General features: G+C 63.8%; 17 protein-coding genes. 11 read left to right on the top strand and 6 right to left on the bottom strand.

Going from position 1 to position 15,175, the window contains the following annotated elements; translation table 11 throughout:
• Positions 1–182: 182 nt before the first annotated feature.
• From rplM to argC, 3 genes are all read left to right on the top strand, one after another.
• Positions 183–647 (top strand): 50S ribosomal protein L13, encoded by a 465-nt coding sequence (gene rplM / locus IPK75_15940; GenBank protein MBK8199842.1) that lies wholly within the window; start codon positions 183–185, stop codon positions 645–647.
• 44 nt (positions 648–691) lie between these two features.
• Positions 692–1,135: a 30S ribosomal protein S9 gene (rpsI, locus tag IPK75_15935; protein MBK8199841.1), complete on the top strand. Its 444-nt coding sequence runs from the start codon at positions 692–694 to the stop codon at positions 1,133–1,135.
• 91 nt (positions 1,136–1,226) lie between these two features.
• A complete protein-coding gene (gene argC / locus IPK75_15930) occupies positions 1,227–2,162 on the top strand; it encodes an N-acetyl-gamma-glutamyl-phosphate reductase (GenBank protein ID MBK8199840.1) in 936 nt (311 codons plus the stop codon).
• On the opposite strand, the gene phaC is transcribed toward argC, so the two are convergent.
• The gene (gene phaC, locus IPK75_15925; GenBank protein ID MBK8199839.1) at positions 2,163–3,995 is read right to left on the bottom strand and encodes a class I poly(R)-hydroxyalkanoic acid synthase; all 1,833 of its coding nucleotides are present in this window, start codon (positions 3,993–3,995) and stop codon (positions 2,163–2,165) included. It abuts the gene before it with no gap.
• 71 nt (positions 3,996–4,066) lie between these two features.
• Between phaC and IPK75_15920 the strand changes: the two genes are divergently transcribed.
• The 4 genes from IPK75_15920 to glpX all read left to right on the top strand — a co-directional run bounded on the left by IPK75_15920 (position 4,067) and on the right by glpX (position 8,334).
• Positions 4,067–4,498, top strand: a complete 432-nt coding sequence (locus IPK75_15920) for a hypothetical protein (GenBank protein ID MBK8199838.1) — start codon at positions 4,067–4,069, stop codon at positions 4,496–4,498.
• Complete coding sequence (locus tag IPK75_15915; protein ID MBK8199837.1) at positions 4,498–5,706, top strand: LL-diaminopimelate aminotransferase; 1,209 nt, start codon at positions 4,498–4,500, stop codon at positions 5,704–5,706. Before IPK75_15920 ends, IPK75_15915 begins: the two co-directional genes overlap by 1 nt.
• A 337-nt stretch (positions 5,707–6,043) precedes the next feature.
• Positions 6,044–7,327, top strand: coding sequence for a homoserine dehydrogenase (locus tag IPK75_15910; protein MBK8199836.1), 1,284 nt, complete (start codon positions 6,044–6,046; stop codon positions 7,325–7,327).
• 53 nt (positions 7,328–7,380) lie between these two features.
• Positions 7,381–8,334 (top strand): class II fructose-bisphosphatase, encoded by a 954-nt coding sequence (gene glpX, locus IPK75_15905; protein ID MBK8199835.1) that lies wholly within the window; start codon positions 7,381–7,383, stop codon positions 8,332–8,334.
• 15 nt (positions 8,335–8,349) lie between these two features.
• Here the strand turns inward: glpX and IPK75_15900 are convergent, their stop codons facing one another.
• The 4 genes from IPK75_15900 to IPK75_15885 all read right to left on the bottom strand — a co-directional run bounded on the left by IPK75_15900 (position 8,350) and on the right by IPK75_15885 (position 11,977).
• Complete coding sequence (locus IPK75_15900) at positions 8,350–8,802, bottom strand: group III truncated hemoglobin (protein MBK8199834.1); 453 nt, start codon at positions 8,800–8,802, stop codon at positions 8,350–8,352.
• Positions 8,803–8,884: 82 nt separating this feature from the next.
• Positions 8,885–9,544, bottom strand: a complete 660-nt coding sequence (locus IPK75_15895) for a GNAT family N-acetyltransferase (GenBank protein ID MBK8199833.1) — start codon at positions 9,542–9,544, stop codon at positions 8,885–8,887.
• Positions 9,545–9,972: 428 nt separating this feature from the next.
• Positions 9,973–10,647: a nicotinamide mononucleotide transporter gene (locus IPK75_15890; GenBank protein ID MBK8199832.1), complete on the bottom strand. Its 675-nt coding sequence runs from the start codon at positions 10,645–10,647 to the stop codon at positions 9,973–9,975.
• Positions 10,648–10,759: 112 nt separating this feature from the next.
• Positions 10,760–11,977, bottom strand: coding sequence for an NADP-dependent isocitrate dehydrogenase (locus IPK75_15885; protein ID MBK8199831.1), 1,218 nt, complete (start codon positions 11,975–11,977; stop codon positions 10,760–10,762).
• 166 nt (positions 11,978–12,143) lie between these two features.
• Between IPK75_15885 and IPK75_15880 the strand changes: the two genes are divergently transcribed.
• The 3 genes from IPK75_15880 to IPK75_15870 are packed head-to-tail and all read left to right on the top strand — an operon-like array spanning position 12,144 to position 14,076.
• Entirely contained in the window at positions 12,144–12,632 is a 489-nt protein-coding gene (locus IPK75_15880; protein ID MBK8199830.1) for a hypothetical protein, read from the top strand.
• An 8-nt stretch (positions 12,633–12,640) separates the two neighbouring features.
• Positions 12,641–13,336: a hypothetical protein gene (locus IPK75_15875; protein MBK8199829.1), complete on the top strand. Its 696-nt coding sequence runs from the start codon at positions 12,641–12,643 to the stop codon at positions 13,334–13,336.
• The gene (locus IPK75_15870) at positions 13,333–14,076 is read left to right on the top strand and encodes an RNA methyltransferase (GenBank protein MBK8199828.1); all 744 of its coding nucleotides are present in this window, start codon (positions 13,333–13,335) and stop codon (positions 14,074–14,076) included. Before IPK75_15875 ends, IPK75_15870 begins: the two co-directional genes overlap by 4 nt.
• A 17-nt stretch (positions 14,077–14,093) precedes the next feature.
• Here IPK75_15870 and xth read toward each other — a convergent pair whose 3' ends face one another.
• Positions 14,094–14,870 (bottom strand): exodeoxyribonuclease III, encoded by a 777-nt coding sequence (xth, locus tag IPK75_15865; GenBank protein MBK8199827.1) that lies wholly within the window; start codon positions 14,868–14,870, stop codon positions 14,094–14,096.
• A gap of 80 nt (positions 14,871–14,950) precedes the next feature.
• Here xth and tatA point away from each other — a divergent pair, with 80 nt between their 5' ends.
• Entirely contained in the window at positions 14,951–15,157 is a 207-nt protein-coding gene (gene tatA, locus IPK75_15860) for a twin-arginine translocase TatA/TatE family subunit (GenBank protein ID MBK8199826.1), read from the top strand.
• Positions 15,158–15,175: the final 18 nt, after the last annotated feature.

Genomic DNA, 15,175 nt, shown 5'->3' with positions numbered 1-15,175 from the left:
TGCAGCAACTGGGGCAGCTTGTGGGGGGGCTTCAGGACCCTTTTCCTGCCGTGAACAGGCCGCTGCGCCAAAAAGCAGGATCGCCCCGGCAGCCGCGTTGACAAAGGGAGAAGCGGCGACTAAACGCCAGCCCTTAATTTGCATTCCTGGAACTCCGAAATTGAGAGGCTCTGAGCAGAGCAATGAAAACCTATAACGCGCCCGTCGGCGGAGAGAACAAGTGGGTCGTGATCGACGCGACAGGCATCGTCGTCGGACGGCTTGCTTCTTACGTCGCGAAACGTCTTCGCGGCAAGCATCGCCCTGACTTTACTCCGCACGTCGACACCGGCGATCACATCGTGATCATCAACGCCGAGAAGGCCGTGTTCACCGGCAACAAGCTGACCGACAAGGTCTACCACCGCCACACCGGTTACGCCGGCGGTATCAAGACCACCACGGCTGGCAAGATCCTGTCGGGCCGCTTCCCGGAGCGCGCGCTGGAACTCGCAGTGAAGCGCATGATGCCGCGTGAGAGCGCGATGTCGCGCCAGCAATTCGGCAAGCTGCGCATCTATGCCGGCGCCGAGCATCCGCACACCGCCCAACAACCCGAGCTCGTCGATTTCAAATCGATGAACCGCAAGAACTCGAAAACGGCCTGATTACCATGACCGATACCTCCGCTTCCCTGAAAGACCTTGGCGCAATGACCGGCGCACCGTCGGCCCAGCCGGTTGCCAAAGCCGAGCCCAAGATCGATGCTCAAGGCCGCGCCTACGGCACCGGCCGCCGCAAGGAAGCGGTTGCCCGCGTCTGGATCAAGCGCGGCACCGGCAAGATCACGATCAACGGCCGCGACCAGGAAACCTACTTCGCGCGCCCCGTGCTGCGCATGGTGATCGCCCAGCCGCTGATCGAAGCCGGCCGCCAGTCGGAATTCGATGTCATCTGCACCGTCAAGGGTTCGGGCCTCATGGGCCAGGCCGGCGCAGTGCGTCACGGCATTTCGCGCGCCCTCGTGGCGTTCGAGCCGGGCCTTCGCCCTGTGCTCAAGCCGTTCGGCTTCATGACGCGCGACCCGCGCGTGGTCGAGCGCAAGAAGTACGGCCGAGCCAAAGCTCGCCGCAGCTTCCAGTTCTCGAAGCGCTAAACCCCCAAGAGGTTTATCCACTCTTCTGGCGGGCGCTTCGGAAACGAGGCGCCCGTTTTGTTTTGCTGTCTGACCGGGAAGGAACCGGCCCATGAAACCGAAGGTGTTCATCGATGGCGAGGCGGGCACAACCGGCCTGCAGATCGCCGGCCGGCTTGCCGGGCGCAGCGATCTCGAGGTGATCTCGATCGACGACGCGAAGCGCAAGGATGCCAACGCGCGCGCCGCCATCATGAAACGCGCCGACGCGGTCATCCTCTGCCTGCCGGACGACGCGGCGCGCCTCGCTGTCAGTCTCGTGGAAAACCCCAACACGGTGATCATCGACGCGTCCACCGCGCACCGCGTCTCGCCGGGCTGGGCCTATGGCTTTCCGGAAATGGACAAGGGCCAGCGCGCCACCATCAAGGCCTCAAGCCGCATCTCCAACCCGGGCTGCTATCCCACCGGCTTCATCGCGCTGGTTCGCCCGCTGGTCGTCGCCGGCCTCCTGCCGCATGACTGGCCCGTCACCGTGAATGCCGTGTCCGGATATTCCGGCGGCGGAAAGTCGATGATCGCTGATTTCGAGGACCGTCAGACTGAAGACAATTACCGCATCTACGCGCTCGGCCAGACGCACAAGCACCCGCCCGAGATGAAGAAACACGCCGGCCTGTCGCACACGCCGATGTTCATGCCGGCTGTCGGCCGCTTCGCGCAGGGCATGATCATCGAAGTGCCGCTGCCGGTCTGGGCGCTGCCGAAGAAGCCGAAACGCGCCGAGCTGCAGAAAGTGCTCGCGTCCGCCTATGCCGGCGAAGCCTTCATCAAGGTCGCGACTCTCGCCGAGGCCGACGCCATCAAGACGCTCGGCGCAGAAGGCTGCAACGACACCAACCGGCTCGAGCTCTACGTGTTCGGCAGCGACGACCAGGCCCGCCTCGTCGCGCGGCTGGACAATCTGGGGAAGGGCGCGTCCGGCGCGGCGGTGCAGAACCTCAACATCGCGCTGGGGCTCGACGAAGCGGCAGGCCTTACGGCCTGATCATTCCGGCGGAAGCTTGATGTCCGCCATCCGCACCTTGGCGTAGGTGCCGGGCGCCGCGCCAAGGCCCATATCCTTGGGCTCGACCGCCTTCACCTTTCGGCCCGATTTCGGCTTCAGCCAGTCCCACCAGGTGGGCCACCAGCTGCCGCCGATCTCGGTCGAGCCCTTCAGCCACTCATTCGCCGAAGTGCCGAGTTCGCCGGGATTGACCCAGTGCTGGTATTTCTTCGCGTTCGGGTGGTTCACCACGCCGGCAATGTGGCCGGAGCCGGAGAGGACGAACGTCGTGTCGCCGCCATAGCGTTTGGCCGTGCGGAACACACTCTCGTAGGGCACGATGTGGTCGTCCTTCGAGGCCTGCAGCAGCACCGGGATCTTGATGTTGCCCATGTCGACCTTCTGTCCGAGCACGGAATAGTTGCCTTCGGCCAGCTGGTTCTCGGCGTAGCATTCCTTCAGGTAGCGGCGATGCACCGGCCCCGGAATGTTGGTCTGGTCGGCGTTCCAGTAGAGCAGGTCGAATGGGCGCGGTGGTTTGCCCAGCATGTACATGTCGACGACGTAGCGCCACACAAGGTCGATCGGGCGCAGCCAGTTGAAGGTCTCGTACATCTCCTTGCCCGGCATGATGCCGCCGTGGTCGTCGATGATGCCGTAGACATAATCCCGGCCCGGACCATCGGTGAACACCTTCAGATCACCCGCGAGTTCGAAGTCGGATTGCGAGGCGAAGAAGGTCGCGGCCGAAATCTTGTCATATCCCGTGGCCGCCATGTGGGCGAGCGCAGAGGTGAGCAACGTGCCGCCGATACAATAGCCGACCGCATTCAGGTTCTTCGCGCCGGAGGCCTGCAGCGCAGCCTCCACGGCGGCGTAGATGCCTTTCTTGACGTAGTCGTCCCAGTCGTAATCCTTCGTCACCTTGTCAGCCGAGCGCCAGGAGACGACGAACACCGTCAGGCCCTGGTCGACGAGCCACCGGATCATCGAATTTTCTTCGCGCAGGTCGAGAATGTAGAACTTGTTGATCCAGGGCGGGAAGATCAGCAGCGGCTTCGAATACACCATCTCCTGCGTCGGCTTGTATTGGATCAGCTCGATCAGGTCGTTGCGGAACACGACTTCGCCGGGCGCCGTCGCGATGTTCACGCCGACTTCAAACGGGGTCTCGTCGGTCTGCGAGATGTAGAGCTTGCCATTCCCCTTGCGCACGTCCTCGCGCGCCAGACGCAGGCCGGCCAGCACGCTCTCGCCGCCGCTTTCGATGAAGGTGCGCAGCGCCTGTGGGTTGGTGCCGAGGAAGTTGGTGGGCGACAGGCTCTCAGTCAGCAGCTGCATAAAGAACCGCGCGCGCAGCTGCACGGCGGGATCCATGTTTGTTGCGCGGTCGGCCAGCGAGTTCATCCAGCGCGAATTGAGATCATACGCCTTGCGGATGAACTTGAAGGCCGGGTTCACCTGCCATTCCGGGTCGGCGAAGCGCTTGTCCTTTTCTTTCGGCGTTTCCGGGGCCAGTGCTTCGGTGGCCATTTCCTGCCACAGCTTCATCCAGCCCTGCATCAGGTCGAAATTCGCCTGCATCAGCGCCTGCGGGTTGGTGGCCAGGCTCATGCCGACCTCGCGGAAGGCGTCGGCAGCGCCCATCGGGTCGCCTTGCGTCATCGTGGCGAGCGGGCCCGAACCGGTCATGACCTCGGTCATCAGCGCCTGCGACTCGGTATTCGCCAGCGCCAGCGTGGTCATTAACACTTGCCAGCGCATGGGGTCCTGCGCCGCCATCAGGGCGGCCAGCGGCTCGTTTCCGGTGGCTGGGGGAGTAGCGCTGCTCATTGGTCCTAGTTTTGCCCCGTTTTTCGCGCTCATCTATCCATCACAATGTTTGTGATTTAATGAGATTAACCATGAAAAACACGGCGATTCTCCTGTGTGGCGTGCCACTGTTGCTGGCAACTGCGTGTACATCTTCGTTTTCGAAGGTGCGCGGCGCCATTAACGATGCGCCGGAATGGTACGGCGCCCGGCGCACCGAGATCCGGGGCGAGGGCTATCCGAAGATCGCTGATATTCCCACGATTGACGCAAATTGGAAGCCCGCAGATGGTCTCGCCGTGTCCGGCGACGAGATGCGTGCGCTCCAACAACAGTTCGACACCCAAGAGCGCGCCCAGGTCGCCCCCGAAGGCGCCGCGCGCATCGCCAATATCGCGGCGGAAATCCGGGCCGAGTTCGAGCCCGGCCTGCCGGAAGGCGAATTCTTCACAGAAACCGAGATTGCGGCGATCCGGGAAAGCTTCAACGTGCCGCGTGTGACCGAAGGCGTGATCTCCAGATGATCAATACAGACTTTCACAAGATCCGGCGGCTGCCGCCCTATGTGTTCGAACAGGTCAACCGCACGAAAGCCGCCCTCCGCGCCAAAGGCGCCGACATCATCGATCTCGGCATGGGCAATCCGGACCTGCCGACGCCCAAGCATATCGTCGACAAGCTCGTCGAGACCGCCCGCAAGCCGGACGTCAACGGCTATTCCGCCTCGCGCGGCATTCCCGGACTGCGCCGTGCACTGACGGATTATTACAAGCGCCGCTTCGGCGTGAGCCTCGACAAGGACCGCGAAGTCATCGTCACGCTCGGCTCGAAGGAAGGTTTTGCCAACCTCGCCCAGGCGATCAGCGCGCCGGGCGATGTCATCCTCGCGCCGGACCCGTCCTATCCGCTGCACCATTTCGGCTTCATCATTGCCGGCGCCTCGATCCGCGGCGTGCCGGCGCATACGCCGGAGCAATACCTGTCGAACCTCGGTCGCGCGGTGAAATACTCCGTGCCACCACCGACCGCGATGGTGCTCTGCTTCCCGTCGAACCCGACCGCTGCTGTGTGCGATCTCGACTTCTACAAGGAAGCGGTAAAGTTCGCGAAGAAGCACGATCTCTGGATCCTGTCGGACCTCGCCTATAACGAAATCTATTTCGAGGAGCCGACGCCCTCGATCCTGCAAGTCGACGGCGCGAAGGATATCGCGGTGGAGTTCACCACGATGTCGAAGACCTATTCGATGGCCGGCTGGCGCATCGGCTTCGTTGCCGGCAACGACAAGCTTGTCGCCGCGCTTGCCCGCGTGAAGTCCTATCTCGACTATGGCGCCTACACGCCGATTCAGGTCGCCGCTGCAGCCGCGCTCGACGGCCCGCAGGACTGCGTGGACGATGTGCGCCGCATTTACCGCGCGCGCCGCGACGTCCTCGTCGACAGTTTCACCCGCGCAGGCTGGCCGATCCCGAGCCCCAAGGCGTCAATGTTCGCCTGGGCGCAGATCCCGGAAAAGCTGCGCCATATGGGCAGCCTTGAATTCAGCCTGCAGATGATCAACGAGGCCCACGTCGCCGTCGCCCCTGGCGCCGGCTTCGGCGAGCATGGCGACGATTATGTCCGCATTGCACTCGTGGAAAATGAGCAGCGCATCCGGCAAGCGGGCCGCAACATCCGCAAATTCCTCGCCACGCACGGCGTCAAGGAAATCAAGCCGGTCGCGGCGGAGTAGGGGGCGTGGGCACCCGGTTGTTCCGTCCGATACGTCCTTGGGTCAGCAACGTCCGGTGGATGTTGGCAGGCAGTTTGCTTGCGCTCGCGGGTCTGGGCGCGTTTGTTGCTTGGGCAAGCCATCAATATACCGTCGGCTTTCTGGTCCGACCGATGAGCTACATGATCTTTTCTCTGATCGGTGGAACGGTGGGTTTGGCCGGCCGCATGCTTTGGAACCATCTGTGCGCTCGTTTGCGCTCAGGTTGAGCCGTTTCAGGCTATCCCGGGCCTTCCCCCCGCGCCCCAAAACCGCTAGGCACCCGCCGGAGCATTGAACAGCGTACAAGGGGCGCCCGATGGGCCCGTTAAGGATTGGAATCGCCGGCCTTGGCCATGTGGGCGCCGGGCTGATCGAGCTGGTGCAGCGCCAGGACCGCCTCCGGCTGCCCGGCAAGGTCGAGATCGCCGGCGTCAGTGCCCGCTCGCAGAGCCGCAACCGCCCCGTCAACACCGACGCCTATCCCTGGTTCGACGACGCCGCCACGCTCGCCGTCGACCCGAATGTCGACGTCTTCGTCGAGCTGATCGGCGGCTCGGACGGCCCCGCCAAGTTCGCCGTCGAATCCGCCCTCAAGGCCGGCAAGCACGTCGTCACCGCCAACAAGGCCCTGATCGCCAAGCACGGCACCGCGCTTGCCGCTCTTGCGGCCGAGCAGCACGTCGACCTCCTTTTCGAAGCCGCCGTCGCCGGCGGCATCCCGGTCGTCCGTGTGCTGCGTGACAGCCTTGCCGGCACCGAGGTCAAGCGCGTCTCCGGCATCCTCAACGGCACCTGCAATTTCATCACCAGCACCATGCTGGAAACGGGCCGCTCCTATGAGGACGTGCTCGCCGAAGCGCAAAAGCGCGGCTATGCCGAAGCTGACCCCACGCTCGACGTGTCTGGCATGGACGCCGCCCACAAGGCCGCCATCCTCTCCGCCATCGCCTTCTCCGCCGATCTCGATTTTTCGAAGGTTGAAGTGCGCGGCATCGAGGAAATCGGCCTGATGGACCTGCGCCTCGCAGACCGGCTCGGTTTCCGCATCAAGCTCATCGCAGAGGGCGTGCTGAAGAAAGACGGCGTCGTCTGCCGCGTCGAGCCGATGGCCCTGCCGGTTGCCCACGCGCTTGCCCGCATCGATGGCTCGCTGAACTCCGTGCGCATCGAAGCCGACCCGCTTGGCGCCGTCGTGCTGTCCGGCCCCGGCGCAGGCTCCGGCCCCACCGCCAGCGCCGTCATGGGCGATGTCGCGAAGCTTTTCCGCCCCGCCATCCGCAACGCTTTCGGCCGCGCCGAGCATCACGTCGCCCAGCCCTTCATCAAGGGCGACAATACCGAAGTCGCGCCCTTCTTCCTGCGCGTCCGCCTCGCCGACAAGCCGGGCACGCTCGCCGCGCTCACCGAAGCGCTGGCCGAGGAAGGCGTCTCGGTCGACAAGCTGCTGCAGGATTCCGCCGACGAGAGCGGTGCCAGCCCCGTCGCCGTGGTCACCCATCGCTGCGCCCGCGCCCAAATGCAGGCCGCTGTTAACCGGATCGCGAAACTCTCCGTTTCGGTCGAAGATCCCCGCCTCATCCGCATTGAAGCGGCAAGCTAATTGCTTCTCTCAGACGTTAACTGTCCCGAATTTCCGCCCCTGGAGAAATATAGATGAAAAACAAGGTTTTGACGCCCGGTCTTGCTGACTCCATGGTGCGCGTGACCGAGCTTGCCGCCATCGCAGCCGCCAAACTGGCCGGCCGGGGCGACGAGAAGAAAGCCGATGCCGCCGCGGTAGACGCGATGCGTTCGGCCTTCAACGAGGTGGATTTCAAGGGCCGAGTGGTCATCGGCGAAGGCGAGCGCGACGAAGCCCCGATGCTCTACATTGGCGAGGAAGTCGGCACCGGCAATGGCCCGGAAATCGACATCGCGCTTGACCCGCTGGAAGGCACCACGCTGACCGCCAAGGCGATGGCCAACGCGCTCGCGGTGCTCGCCATCGCGCCGCGCGGCGGCCTGCTGTATGCGCCCGACACCTACATGGACAAGATCGCCATCGGCCCGGGCTATGCCGACGGCATCATCAGCCTGGACGAAAAACCCGCGGATAACATCAAGGCGCTCGCCAAGGCCGCCAAGCGCAAGGTCGAGGACATGACCGTCTGCGTGCTGGATCGTCCGCGCCATGAAGACATCATTGAGTCGCTCCGCTCGGCCGGCGCCCGCATCGCGCTGATCACTGACGGCGACGTCGCCGGCGTCATCGCCACCACCAACGCGCTCACCGGCATCGACATGTATGTCGGCTCCGGCGGCGCCCCTGAAGGCGTGCTCGCCGCGGCTGCCCTGAAATGCGTGGGCGGGCAGATGTTCGGCCGTCTCGTTTTCCGCAACGACGACGAGAAGAAGCGCGCCGCCAAGACCGGCATCACCGATTTCGGCAAGACCTATTCGCTGAACGAACTCGCCTCGGGCGACACCGTGTTCTGCGCAACCGGCGTCACCAACGGCACCATGCTGAACGGCGTGCTGCACCGGGATGGCCGCGTCCACACGCATACGCTGGTCATGACGTCCACGGACGGAATGGTCCGCTACGTGCGTTCGGCCCGCAAGGTCTAGCCGGCGGGAAAGGGGTCAACCGGGGCGATCCGCCTTCGGTATCCCCGGATACCCGAACATCGCCAGCCGCAGGCTCTGGGCGATGCGTTCGGCGCGCTCCATGAAGTAATCTGCAGCGCCCGAGGTCGGCGCGGTGTCGGCCAGCGTTTGGCGGAACAGCGCGAGCCACAGGTTGAAGTGCCATTCCTGTATATGCTTGTGCCGGGCATGAGCGGGTACCGGCTTGCCGGAATAACGCCCGGCATTCAGCGCGACCGAGGTCCAGAAATCCTTCATCGTCGCCAGGTGAGGCGTCCAGTCGGTGATCGCGCTTTCAAACACCGGCCCCAGCAGGGGATGCGCCCGAACGCGGGTGTAGAAGGTGTCGACCAGCCGCGAGATATACGCCTCGTCAATCCCAAGCGCTGCCGCGTGCCGGCGAATGTCCTCGCGCCGCTCATCTGCGCTGCGCACCCTGAAGTCTGTCATTCTAGCCGTCTCGTATTGCGTCTCGTTCGCACAAGCTATTCTGCAGCTCACGCGGGCCCGATAGGTATTCACCGCAGGTCCGTCAGAGCGGCTTTGCGAGCACCACGTCGTCATAGAGCCGTTCGCCAACGCGGAACTGGCGCGTGCCGGCCATCTCAAACCCGTGCTTGCGGTAGAAAGCGATTGCCCGGCGGTTTTCTTCGTACGTGCCCAGCAGCAGGCGCAGCGCTCCGCACGCGCGGGCCTGCTCAATCGCGGCATCCATCAGCATCCGGCCAGCGTCTGAGCCATGGAAACGCGACAGCGCGTAGATGCGCTTCAGTTCGACGTCGCCCGGTTGCAGTGCAATCGGCAGGTCCGGCGGGCAGTTCACGGCATAGCCGACAGGCGCGCCCGTCTCCTCGTACTCGGCCAGCCATACCGCGCAGCCCGGATGGGCGAGGTAGGCTTCATACACAGCCTTTGAATGCTGCGCCGTGCAATGCGCCGCCATGTTTGCGCCGTCGATGATCTCGCTATAGGTCTCGACGAACGTCGCCGTGCCGATATGCGCCAGCCGCTCGGCATCGCCCGCAACCGCCCGCCGCACGCGGATACGCGGCGCGGCCACCGGCGGCCGTTTCAGCGCCAGCAGCGTGTCGATCGCGGCAATCGCCTTCGGCAGGCGCGCCTCGTAAGGTCCGGTGATCAGCACATAGGGCGTGCCATTCGCCTTGATCAGCTCCACAAACCGCGCATGCATCCAGTCGCGGATCTTCTCGCCGTCGCGCACGCCGTCCTGCACGAAGGGAATGTCCGGGGCCGGAACAAGGTAGAGGTCCACAATGTCGCGTGCACCGATGGCATCGACGGCAGGGTGGCGGGTGTTGGCGTACCGCTCGAACCAGGTCGCCGTAGCGAAGGCGTTGGTGTCGCAGATCAGCACCCGGTTGGCCCGCGTCGCCGCCTCGTTCTCACGCGCTTGCTGAACTTCGGCGATATGGATGAACTCATCATCCGTCCACGCCGGAATCTCGCCGGGCGCGTTCATCGCCGCGATCTTGCGTTCCCAGTGCTCGCGGCCGTATTCGCCGACCCATTCGGTCTCGTAATAGGCCGCCAGCTGCTCGCACAGCGTCGTCTTGCCGGTCGATTCCGCGCCGATAAGCACGACCCTCAGCGCCCGCGTGCTCATGCCGCCACCGCCTTGCGCCAGGAGGTGAGGCCCATCACGGCCAGCGCGAGAAAGACGGCGTAAAGCAGGGCGATCAGGTAAAGCTCCCGGGTGATGTAGAGCGGCACATAGAGCACGTCAGCAAGGATCCAGAGGTGCCAGCATTCGAGCTTCTTGCGGCTTTGCAACCATTGGGCCGCCAGGCTGATCGAAGTCGTCAGCGCGTCCCAGAACTTTACCGCGCCTCCGGCCTTGTGCAGCAGCCAGTATAGGAACGCCGTCGAGCCGGCGATGAACGCCCCTGTCAGCAGAAGTTCCCGCCGCGAGGTGCGCGCCACATTCAGCGCCGTGCGCTGCTCACCGCCATACAGCCAGAGATACCAGCCGATCAGGTTCAGCGCGAAGTAAACGACCTGCAGACCGGAATCCGCATACAGACGGTATTCGTAGAAGATATAGCCAGAGATCGCGACATTGATCAGGCCGAGCGGAAAGTTCCAGATGTTCTGGCGGACCACCAGCCAGACGCAGATGGCGCCGGAAACAAAGGCGGCCGCTTCCAGTATGCTGGCATTGCCGGTGGCCCAGGCTGCATAGCCGATGACGGCCGTCGCCAGCACGAGCGCGGCGGGCAGGGCCAGATCGCTCCACGTGCGTGCAGCCGGACGGTGTGTCTCAGTATCCAGCGCCATCCTCCCCAGCGCTCATCCCGGCGCAGGCCGGGATCCAGTCCTGTCTAGTTCAGCCAATCGGAAAGCTGGACCCCGGCTTTCGCCGGGGAGAGCGGATGCAATCGGGAGGGGCTTAGTTCTTGCCCATTGCCTCTTCGAAGCGCTGCGCCACCTTCTCGATGAAGCCTTCCGTGGTCAGATAACCCTGGTCCGGCCCGACCAGCAGCGCGAGGTCCTTGGTCATGAAGCCGGCCTCGACCGTCTTCACGATCGTGTCTTCCAGCGTCTGGGCAAACTTGCGCACTTCCGGCGTGCCATCCATCCGGCCGCGGTGGTCGAGGCCTTGCGTCCAGGCATAGATCGAGGCGATGGAGTTGGTCGAGGTTGCCTCGCCCTTCTGCCAGTTGCGGTAGTGACGCGTCACGGTGCCGTGCGCGGCTTCGGCTTCCACCGTCTTGCCATCCGGCGACAGCAGCACCGAGGTCATCAGGCCCAGCGAGCCATAGCCCTGCGCCACGGTGTCGGATTGCACGTCGCCGTCATAGTTCTTGCACGCCCAGATATAGCCGCCAGACCATTTCATGCATGCGGCCACCATGTCGTCGATCAGACGGTGTTCGTAGGTGCCTTTGAACTCGGCAAACTTGTCCTTGAACTCGGTGTCGAAGACTTCCTGGAAGATGTCCTTGAAGCGGCCGTCATAGGCTTTCAGGATCGTGTTCTTGGTCGACAGGTAGACCGGCCATTTGCGCTGCAGGCCGTAGTTGAAGCTTGCGCGGGCGAAGTCGCGGATCGACTCATCCATGTTGTACATGCCCATCGCGATGCCGGCCGACGGGAAGTCGAACACTTCCTTCTCGATCACCTTGCCGTCCTTGCCTTCGAATTTCATCGTCAGCTTGCCGGCGCCCGGCACCACGAAATCCGTCGCCTTGTACTGGTCGCCGAACGCATGACGGCCGATTACGACCGGCTTCGTCCAGCCCGGCACCAGGCGCGGGATGTTGGAGATCACGATCGGCTCACGGAACACCACGCCGCCCAGGATGTTGCGGATCGTGCCGTTGGGCGACTTCCACATCTTCTTCAGGCCGAATTCCTCGACGCGCGCCTCATCCGGCGTGATCGTCGCGCACTTCACGGCGACGCCGTATTTCTTCGTCGCCTCGGCCGAGTCGATGGTCACCTGGTCGTCGGTGGCGTCGCGGTTCTGGATCGAGAGATCGTAATATTTCAGGTCGATGTCGAGGTAGGGGTGGATCAGCTTGTCCTTGATGACCTGCCAGATGATCCGGGTCATTTCGTCCCCGTCCATCTCCACAACCGGGTTTTTGACCTTGATCTTCGACATTTCGGGGAATCCTTGCGCTGTAACGGTTTGGCCCGGCCTATAGCAGACGCCGGGCAGGCGTCAAAACGGGCAAACCGGCGCATCCGGCCCACCCGGCTTGACTACTCCGGGCGGCGACGTTCACAAGTCGGCCCCGATCCCCGCAAACTGACAGGTTCAATCTCAGGTGATCCGATTTTTGTCTGCTCTGGTGGCTGTAGTGGCCTCCCTCTGCTCCGGCGCTCAGGCACAGATACTGGGCAATAGCGGAAGTGTGCTGGATGAGGCTTTCGGTGCACGACATCTTCTCGTCGTCTGCGGCTCAAGCGAAGCCGCGCTCGGGGAGGGCATCCTCGATGAACAGTTCAGGGAAGCCGACTGGCCGGGTTATGCCGGGCGCGGTATCAGCCTGATCGGTCTTTCAGCGGGCATAGAACTGGTTTTTGACACGGCCTCAGTAGCTGCTGGTGAAGTGAAGCTGCACATCTGGCATGACGGTGATGCAAAGCTTGAGCAGGCGGCAGGGTGCGACGGCGCTGTGCGTAGCGTCATGCTGATCGCCACGGATGGCAAGGTCCATGGCCGATGGGAATCTGTTGTCAGCAATGAAACCTTGTTCCCGCTGGTCGATGCAGTACGCAGCCCGCGTGGACGTACCAATCCTCGCACCGAGTAGACTTTGAAATGAATTTCCTCAAAGACCTCGCCGTCACGCTCATCGGCTTCGGCTTTGTCGTCATGGGCGGCTTCATCCTGCTGAAGGACCAGACGGGTGAAGACACGCTGCTCGCCGGAGCGGTCATCCTCTTCTTCGGCGCGGTCGGCCTTGTCGGCCTGATCGGCCTTTTGCCGGCCAGCCTCCCCAAGGCCCAGCCGGATGGCCGCTTCATCGTCAACACCTCGCGCCTGCGCGCCGGCGTCTTCGCTTTTGGCGGCCTTGCTTTCCTCGTTGCGGGCATCGTCATGCCGCTCCATATGATGTCCACGGGCGGCGTCTCCGCCAAGGCGCTCATCGGTGCGCTCGGCGTCCCGTTCGGCCTTGCCGTGCTGGTCTTCGCCGGCCGGCAGATGTTCACCGCCGGCCCGCTCTATATCCTTGACGCAGACGGCATCGAATCCTGCGCCGGCCTCAGATGGCGCCTCGCCTGGCGCGACATCTCGGACATCGGCCTCGGCTCGGTCGGCGCAAACCGCTGGCTGATGTTCGAAACCTTCCCGCATGTGCCGGACCCGCCCGGCAAGGTCTCCGCCCTGAACCGCCGGTTCAACATGCCGCCCTATGCCCTCACGACCGGCCTCAGCGGCGTCAATTTCAATGCGCTCGCGGGCCTTGCCGGCGACCTCTGGGAAGCGCACCGGGGCGCTGCGTCCACGCCATGATCAAGCCCACCATCCTCCTCCACACAGCCCAGCTTGGCGAGAACATCGGCGCCGCTGCCCGCGTCATGCTGAACTTCGGCCTCACCGACCTGCGCCTCGTCACGCCCCGCGATGGCTGGCCCAGCAGCAGCGCCAACGCCATGTCCGCAGGCGCGTTCGAGCAGGGCGTCACGGTGCAGGTCTTCGACACGCTGGAAGCCGCGATGTCCGGGCTCACCTATGCCTTCGCCACCACGGCGCGCCCGCGCGGTATCGAAAAGCCGGTCGTCGATGCGTCCGGCGCCGTTGATGCGACCCTCGCCCGGCCGGGGCAGGTGGGCATCCTCTTCGGCGGCGAGAAGTCCGGCCTGCCCAACGAAGCCGTCGCCCTCTGCGACGCCATCCTCACCTATCCGGTCAACCCTGCCTTCGCCTCGCTCAATCTCGCGCAGGCTGTCGGTGTCTTCTGCCACCAATGGGGCGCCCGCGCCGGCTTCGGTGGGCGTTTCGAAGGCAAGAACGAAGGCGTTGGCGACGCCGCCTCGCGTGAAGACCTGATCGGCATGTTCGAACACTTCGAGGCCGAGCTCGAGCGCGCAGGCTATTTCTATCCGCCGGAAAAGACGCCGGTGATGATCAACAACCTGCGCAACGCGCTCGTCCGTGCTCAGTGGACGGAGCAGGAGGTGCGCACCTTCCGGGGCGCCATCAAGGCGCTCACCCTCGGCCGCGGCAAGGCCCGCGTGAAGCGCGACGACTGAGCAGGGCGGCAACGCGCCTAATCTGCAAACGTCGCAATCACCGGCACGTGGTCTGACGGTTTCTCCAGCCCGCGCGCCTTCTTGTAGATTTCGGCGGATTGCAGCCGGTCCGTCATGCGGGGGCAGGCCAGCACATGGTCGATGCGGATGCCGTGATCCTTCTGGAATGCCCCCGCCTGGTAGTCCCAGAACGTGTATTGGTGGGCGCGCCCGTCGCAGGCCGAGAAGGCATCCGTAAGGCCGAGAAATTTCAGCCGCCGGAAGTGCGCGCGCGTTTCAGGCAGGCCAAGCGCGTCGGTATTCCATACCGTATCGTCCCAGCAGTCTTCCGGCGCCGGGATCGCATTATAGTCCCCGCAGATCACGAAGGGCTGTTCCGCGCGCAGCAGATCAGCCGCATGGAGTTCCAGCGCTTCGGACCATTCCATCTTGTAGTCGTACTTTTCGCCCGGCGCGGGATTCCCGTTCGGCACATAGATGCCCACCACGCGAACCGGCCGCTCGCCGAGTACTGTCGCGGCAATGTAGCGCGCCGCATCGTCGGCGATCGTGGGCATGCCCTTGGTCACATCCTCGAGAGGCAGCTTCGAGAGGAGGGCGACGCCGTTATAGGTCTTTTGTCCATGAACGGCACAGTTCCAGCCTCGCTCCTCCAGTTCCAGGTAGGGAAAGGCGCCGGTTTCACACTTCAACTCCTGCAGGCACACGACATCCGCCGCGATGCCGTCCAGCACGTCCAGCACGGTCGGCAGCCGGGCCTTGATCGAGTTGACATTCCAGGTCGCAATCCGCATCGGCCCTGCATAACAGCTTCGCCCCATTGTTCCAGCGGGGGCGGGGCCCTATACTTCGCGAAATCATCAGGAGTTTGCGCATGGCGCCCGGTTGGATGCAGATTTTGTTGGTCGCAGTCGTGGCCATCCTCCTTTTCGGGGGCCGCGGGCGCATTTCCTCGATCATGGGCGACATGGCCAAGGGGATCGGCGCCTTCCGCAAGGGCCTCAAGGACGAGGAACGCAACGAGAAGGACGAACTCGTCAACATCACCCCGAAGAAGGACGAATCGAAGTCCTCTTCGTAGTTCGCTGACCCGGAGGGC

It is taken from the genome of Acidobacteriota bacterium (genome assembly GCA_016712445.1).
Taxonomy (GTDB): Bacteria; Pseudomonadota; Alphaproteobacteria; order Caulobacterales; family Hyphomonadaceae; genus Hyphomonas.
This window is presented reverse-complemented; position numbering and strand designations above follow the sequence as displayed.

Bases quoted from the DNA above. Each gene is read 5' to 3' on its own strand.
- rplM (MBK8199842.1), top strand. From the start codon at position 183: ATGAAAACCTATAACGCGCCCGTCGGCGGAGAGAACAAGTGGGTCGTG.
- rpsI (MBK8199841.1), top strand. From the start codon at position 692: ATGACCGGCGCACCGTCGGCCCAGCCGGTTGCCAAAGCCGAGCCCAAG.
- tatA (MBK8199826.1), top strand. From the start codon at position 14,951: ATGGCGCCCGGTTGGATGCAGATTTTGTTGGTCGCAGTCGTGGCCATC.
- IPK75_15910 (MBK8199836.1), top strand. From the start codon at position 6,044: ATGGGCCCGTTAAGGATTGGAATCGCCGGCCTTGGCCATGTGGGCGCC.
- argC (MBK8199840.1), top strand. From the start codon at position 1,227: ATGAAACCGAAGGTGTTCATCGATGGCGAGGCGGGCACAACCGGCCTG.
- IPK75_15875 (MBK8199829.1), top strand. From the start codon at position 12,641: ATGAATTTCCTCAAAGACCTCGCCGTCACGCTCATCGGCTTCGGCTTT.
- IPK75_15890 (MBK8199832.1), bottom strand. From the start codon at position 10,647: ATGGCGCTGGATACTGAGACACACCGTCCGGCTGCACGCACGTGGAGC.
- glpX (MBK8199835.1), top strand. From the start codon at position 7,381: ATGAAAAACAAGGTTTTGACGCCCGGTCTTGCTGACTCCATGGTGCGC.
- IPK75_15885 (MBK8199831.1), bottom strand. From the start codon at position 11,977: ATGTCGAAGATCAAGGTCAAAAACCCGGTTGTGGAGATGGACGGGGAC.
- IPK75_15870 (MBK8199828.1), top strand. From the start codon at position 13,333: ATGATCAAGCCCACCATCCTCCTCCACACAGCCCAGCTTGGCGAGAAC.
- IPK75_15920 (MBK8199838.1), top strand. From the start codon at position 4,067: ATGAAAAACACGGCGATTCTCCTGTGTGGCGTGCCACTGTTGCTGGCA.
- IPK75_15895 (MBK8199833.1), bottom strand. From the start codon at position 9,544: ATGCATGCGCGGTTTGTGGAGCTGATCAAGGCGAATGGCACGCCCTAT.
- phaC (MBK8199839.1), bottom strand. From the start codon at position 3,995: ATGAGCAGCGCTACTCCCCCAGCCACCGGAAACGAGCCGCTGGCCGCC.
- xth (MBK8199827.1), bottom strand. From the start codon at position 14,870: ATGCGGATTGCGACCTGGAATGTCAACTCGATCAAGGCCCGGCTGCCG.
- IPK75_15900 (MBK8199834.1), bottom strand. From the start codon at position 8,802: ATGACAGACTTCAGGGTGCGCAGCGCAGATGAGCGGCGCGAGGACATT.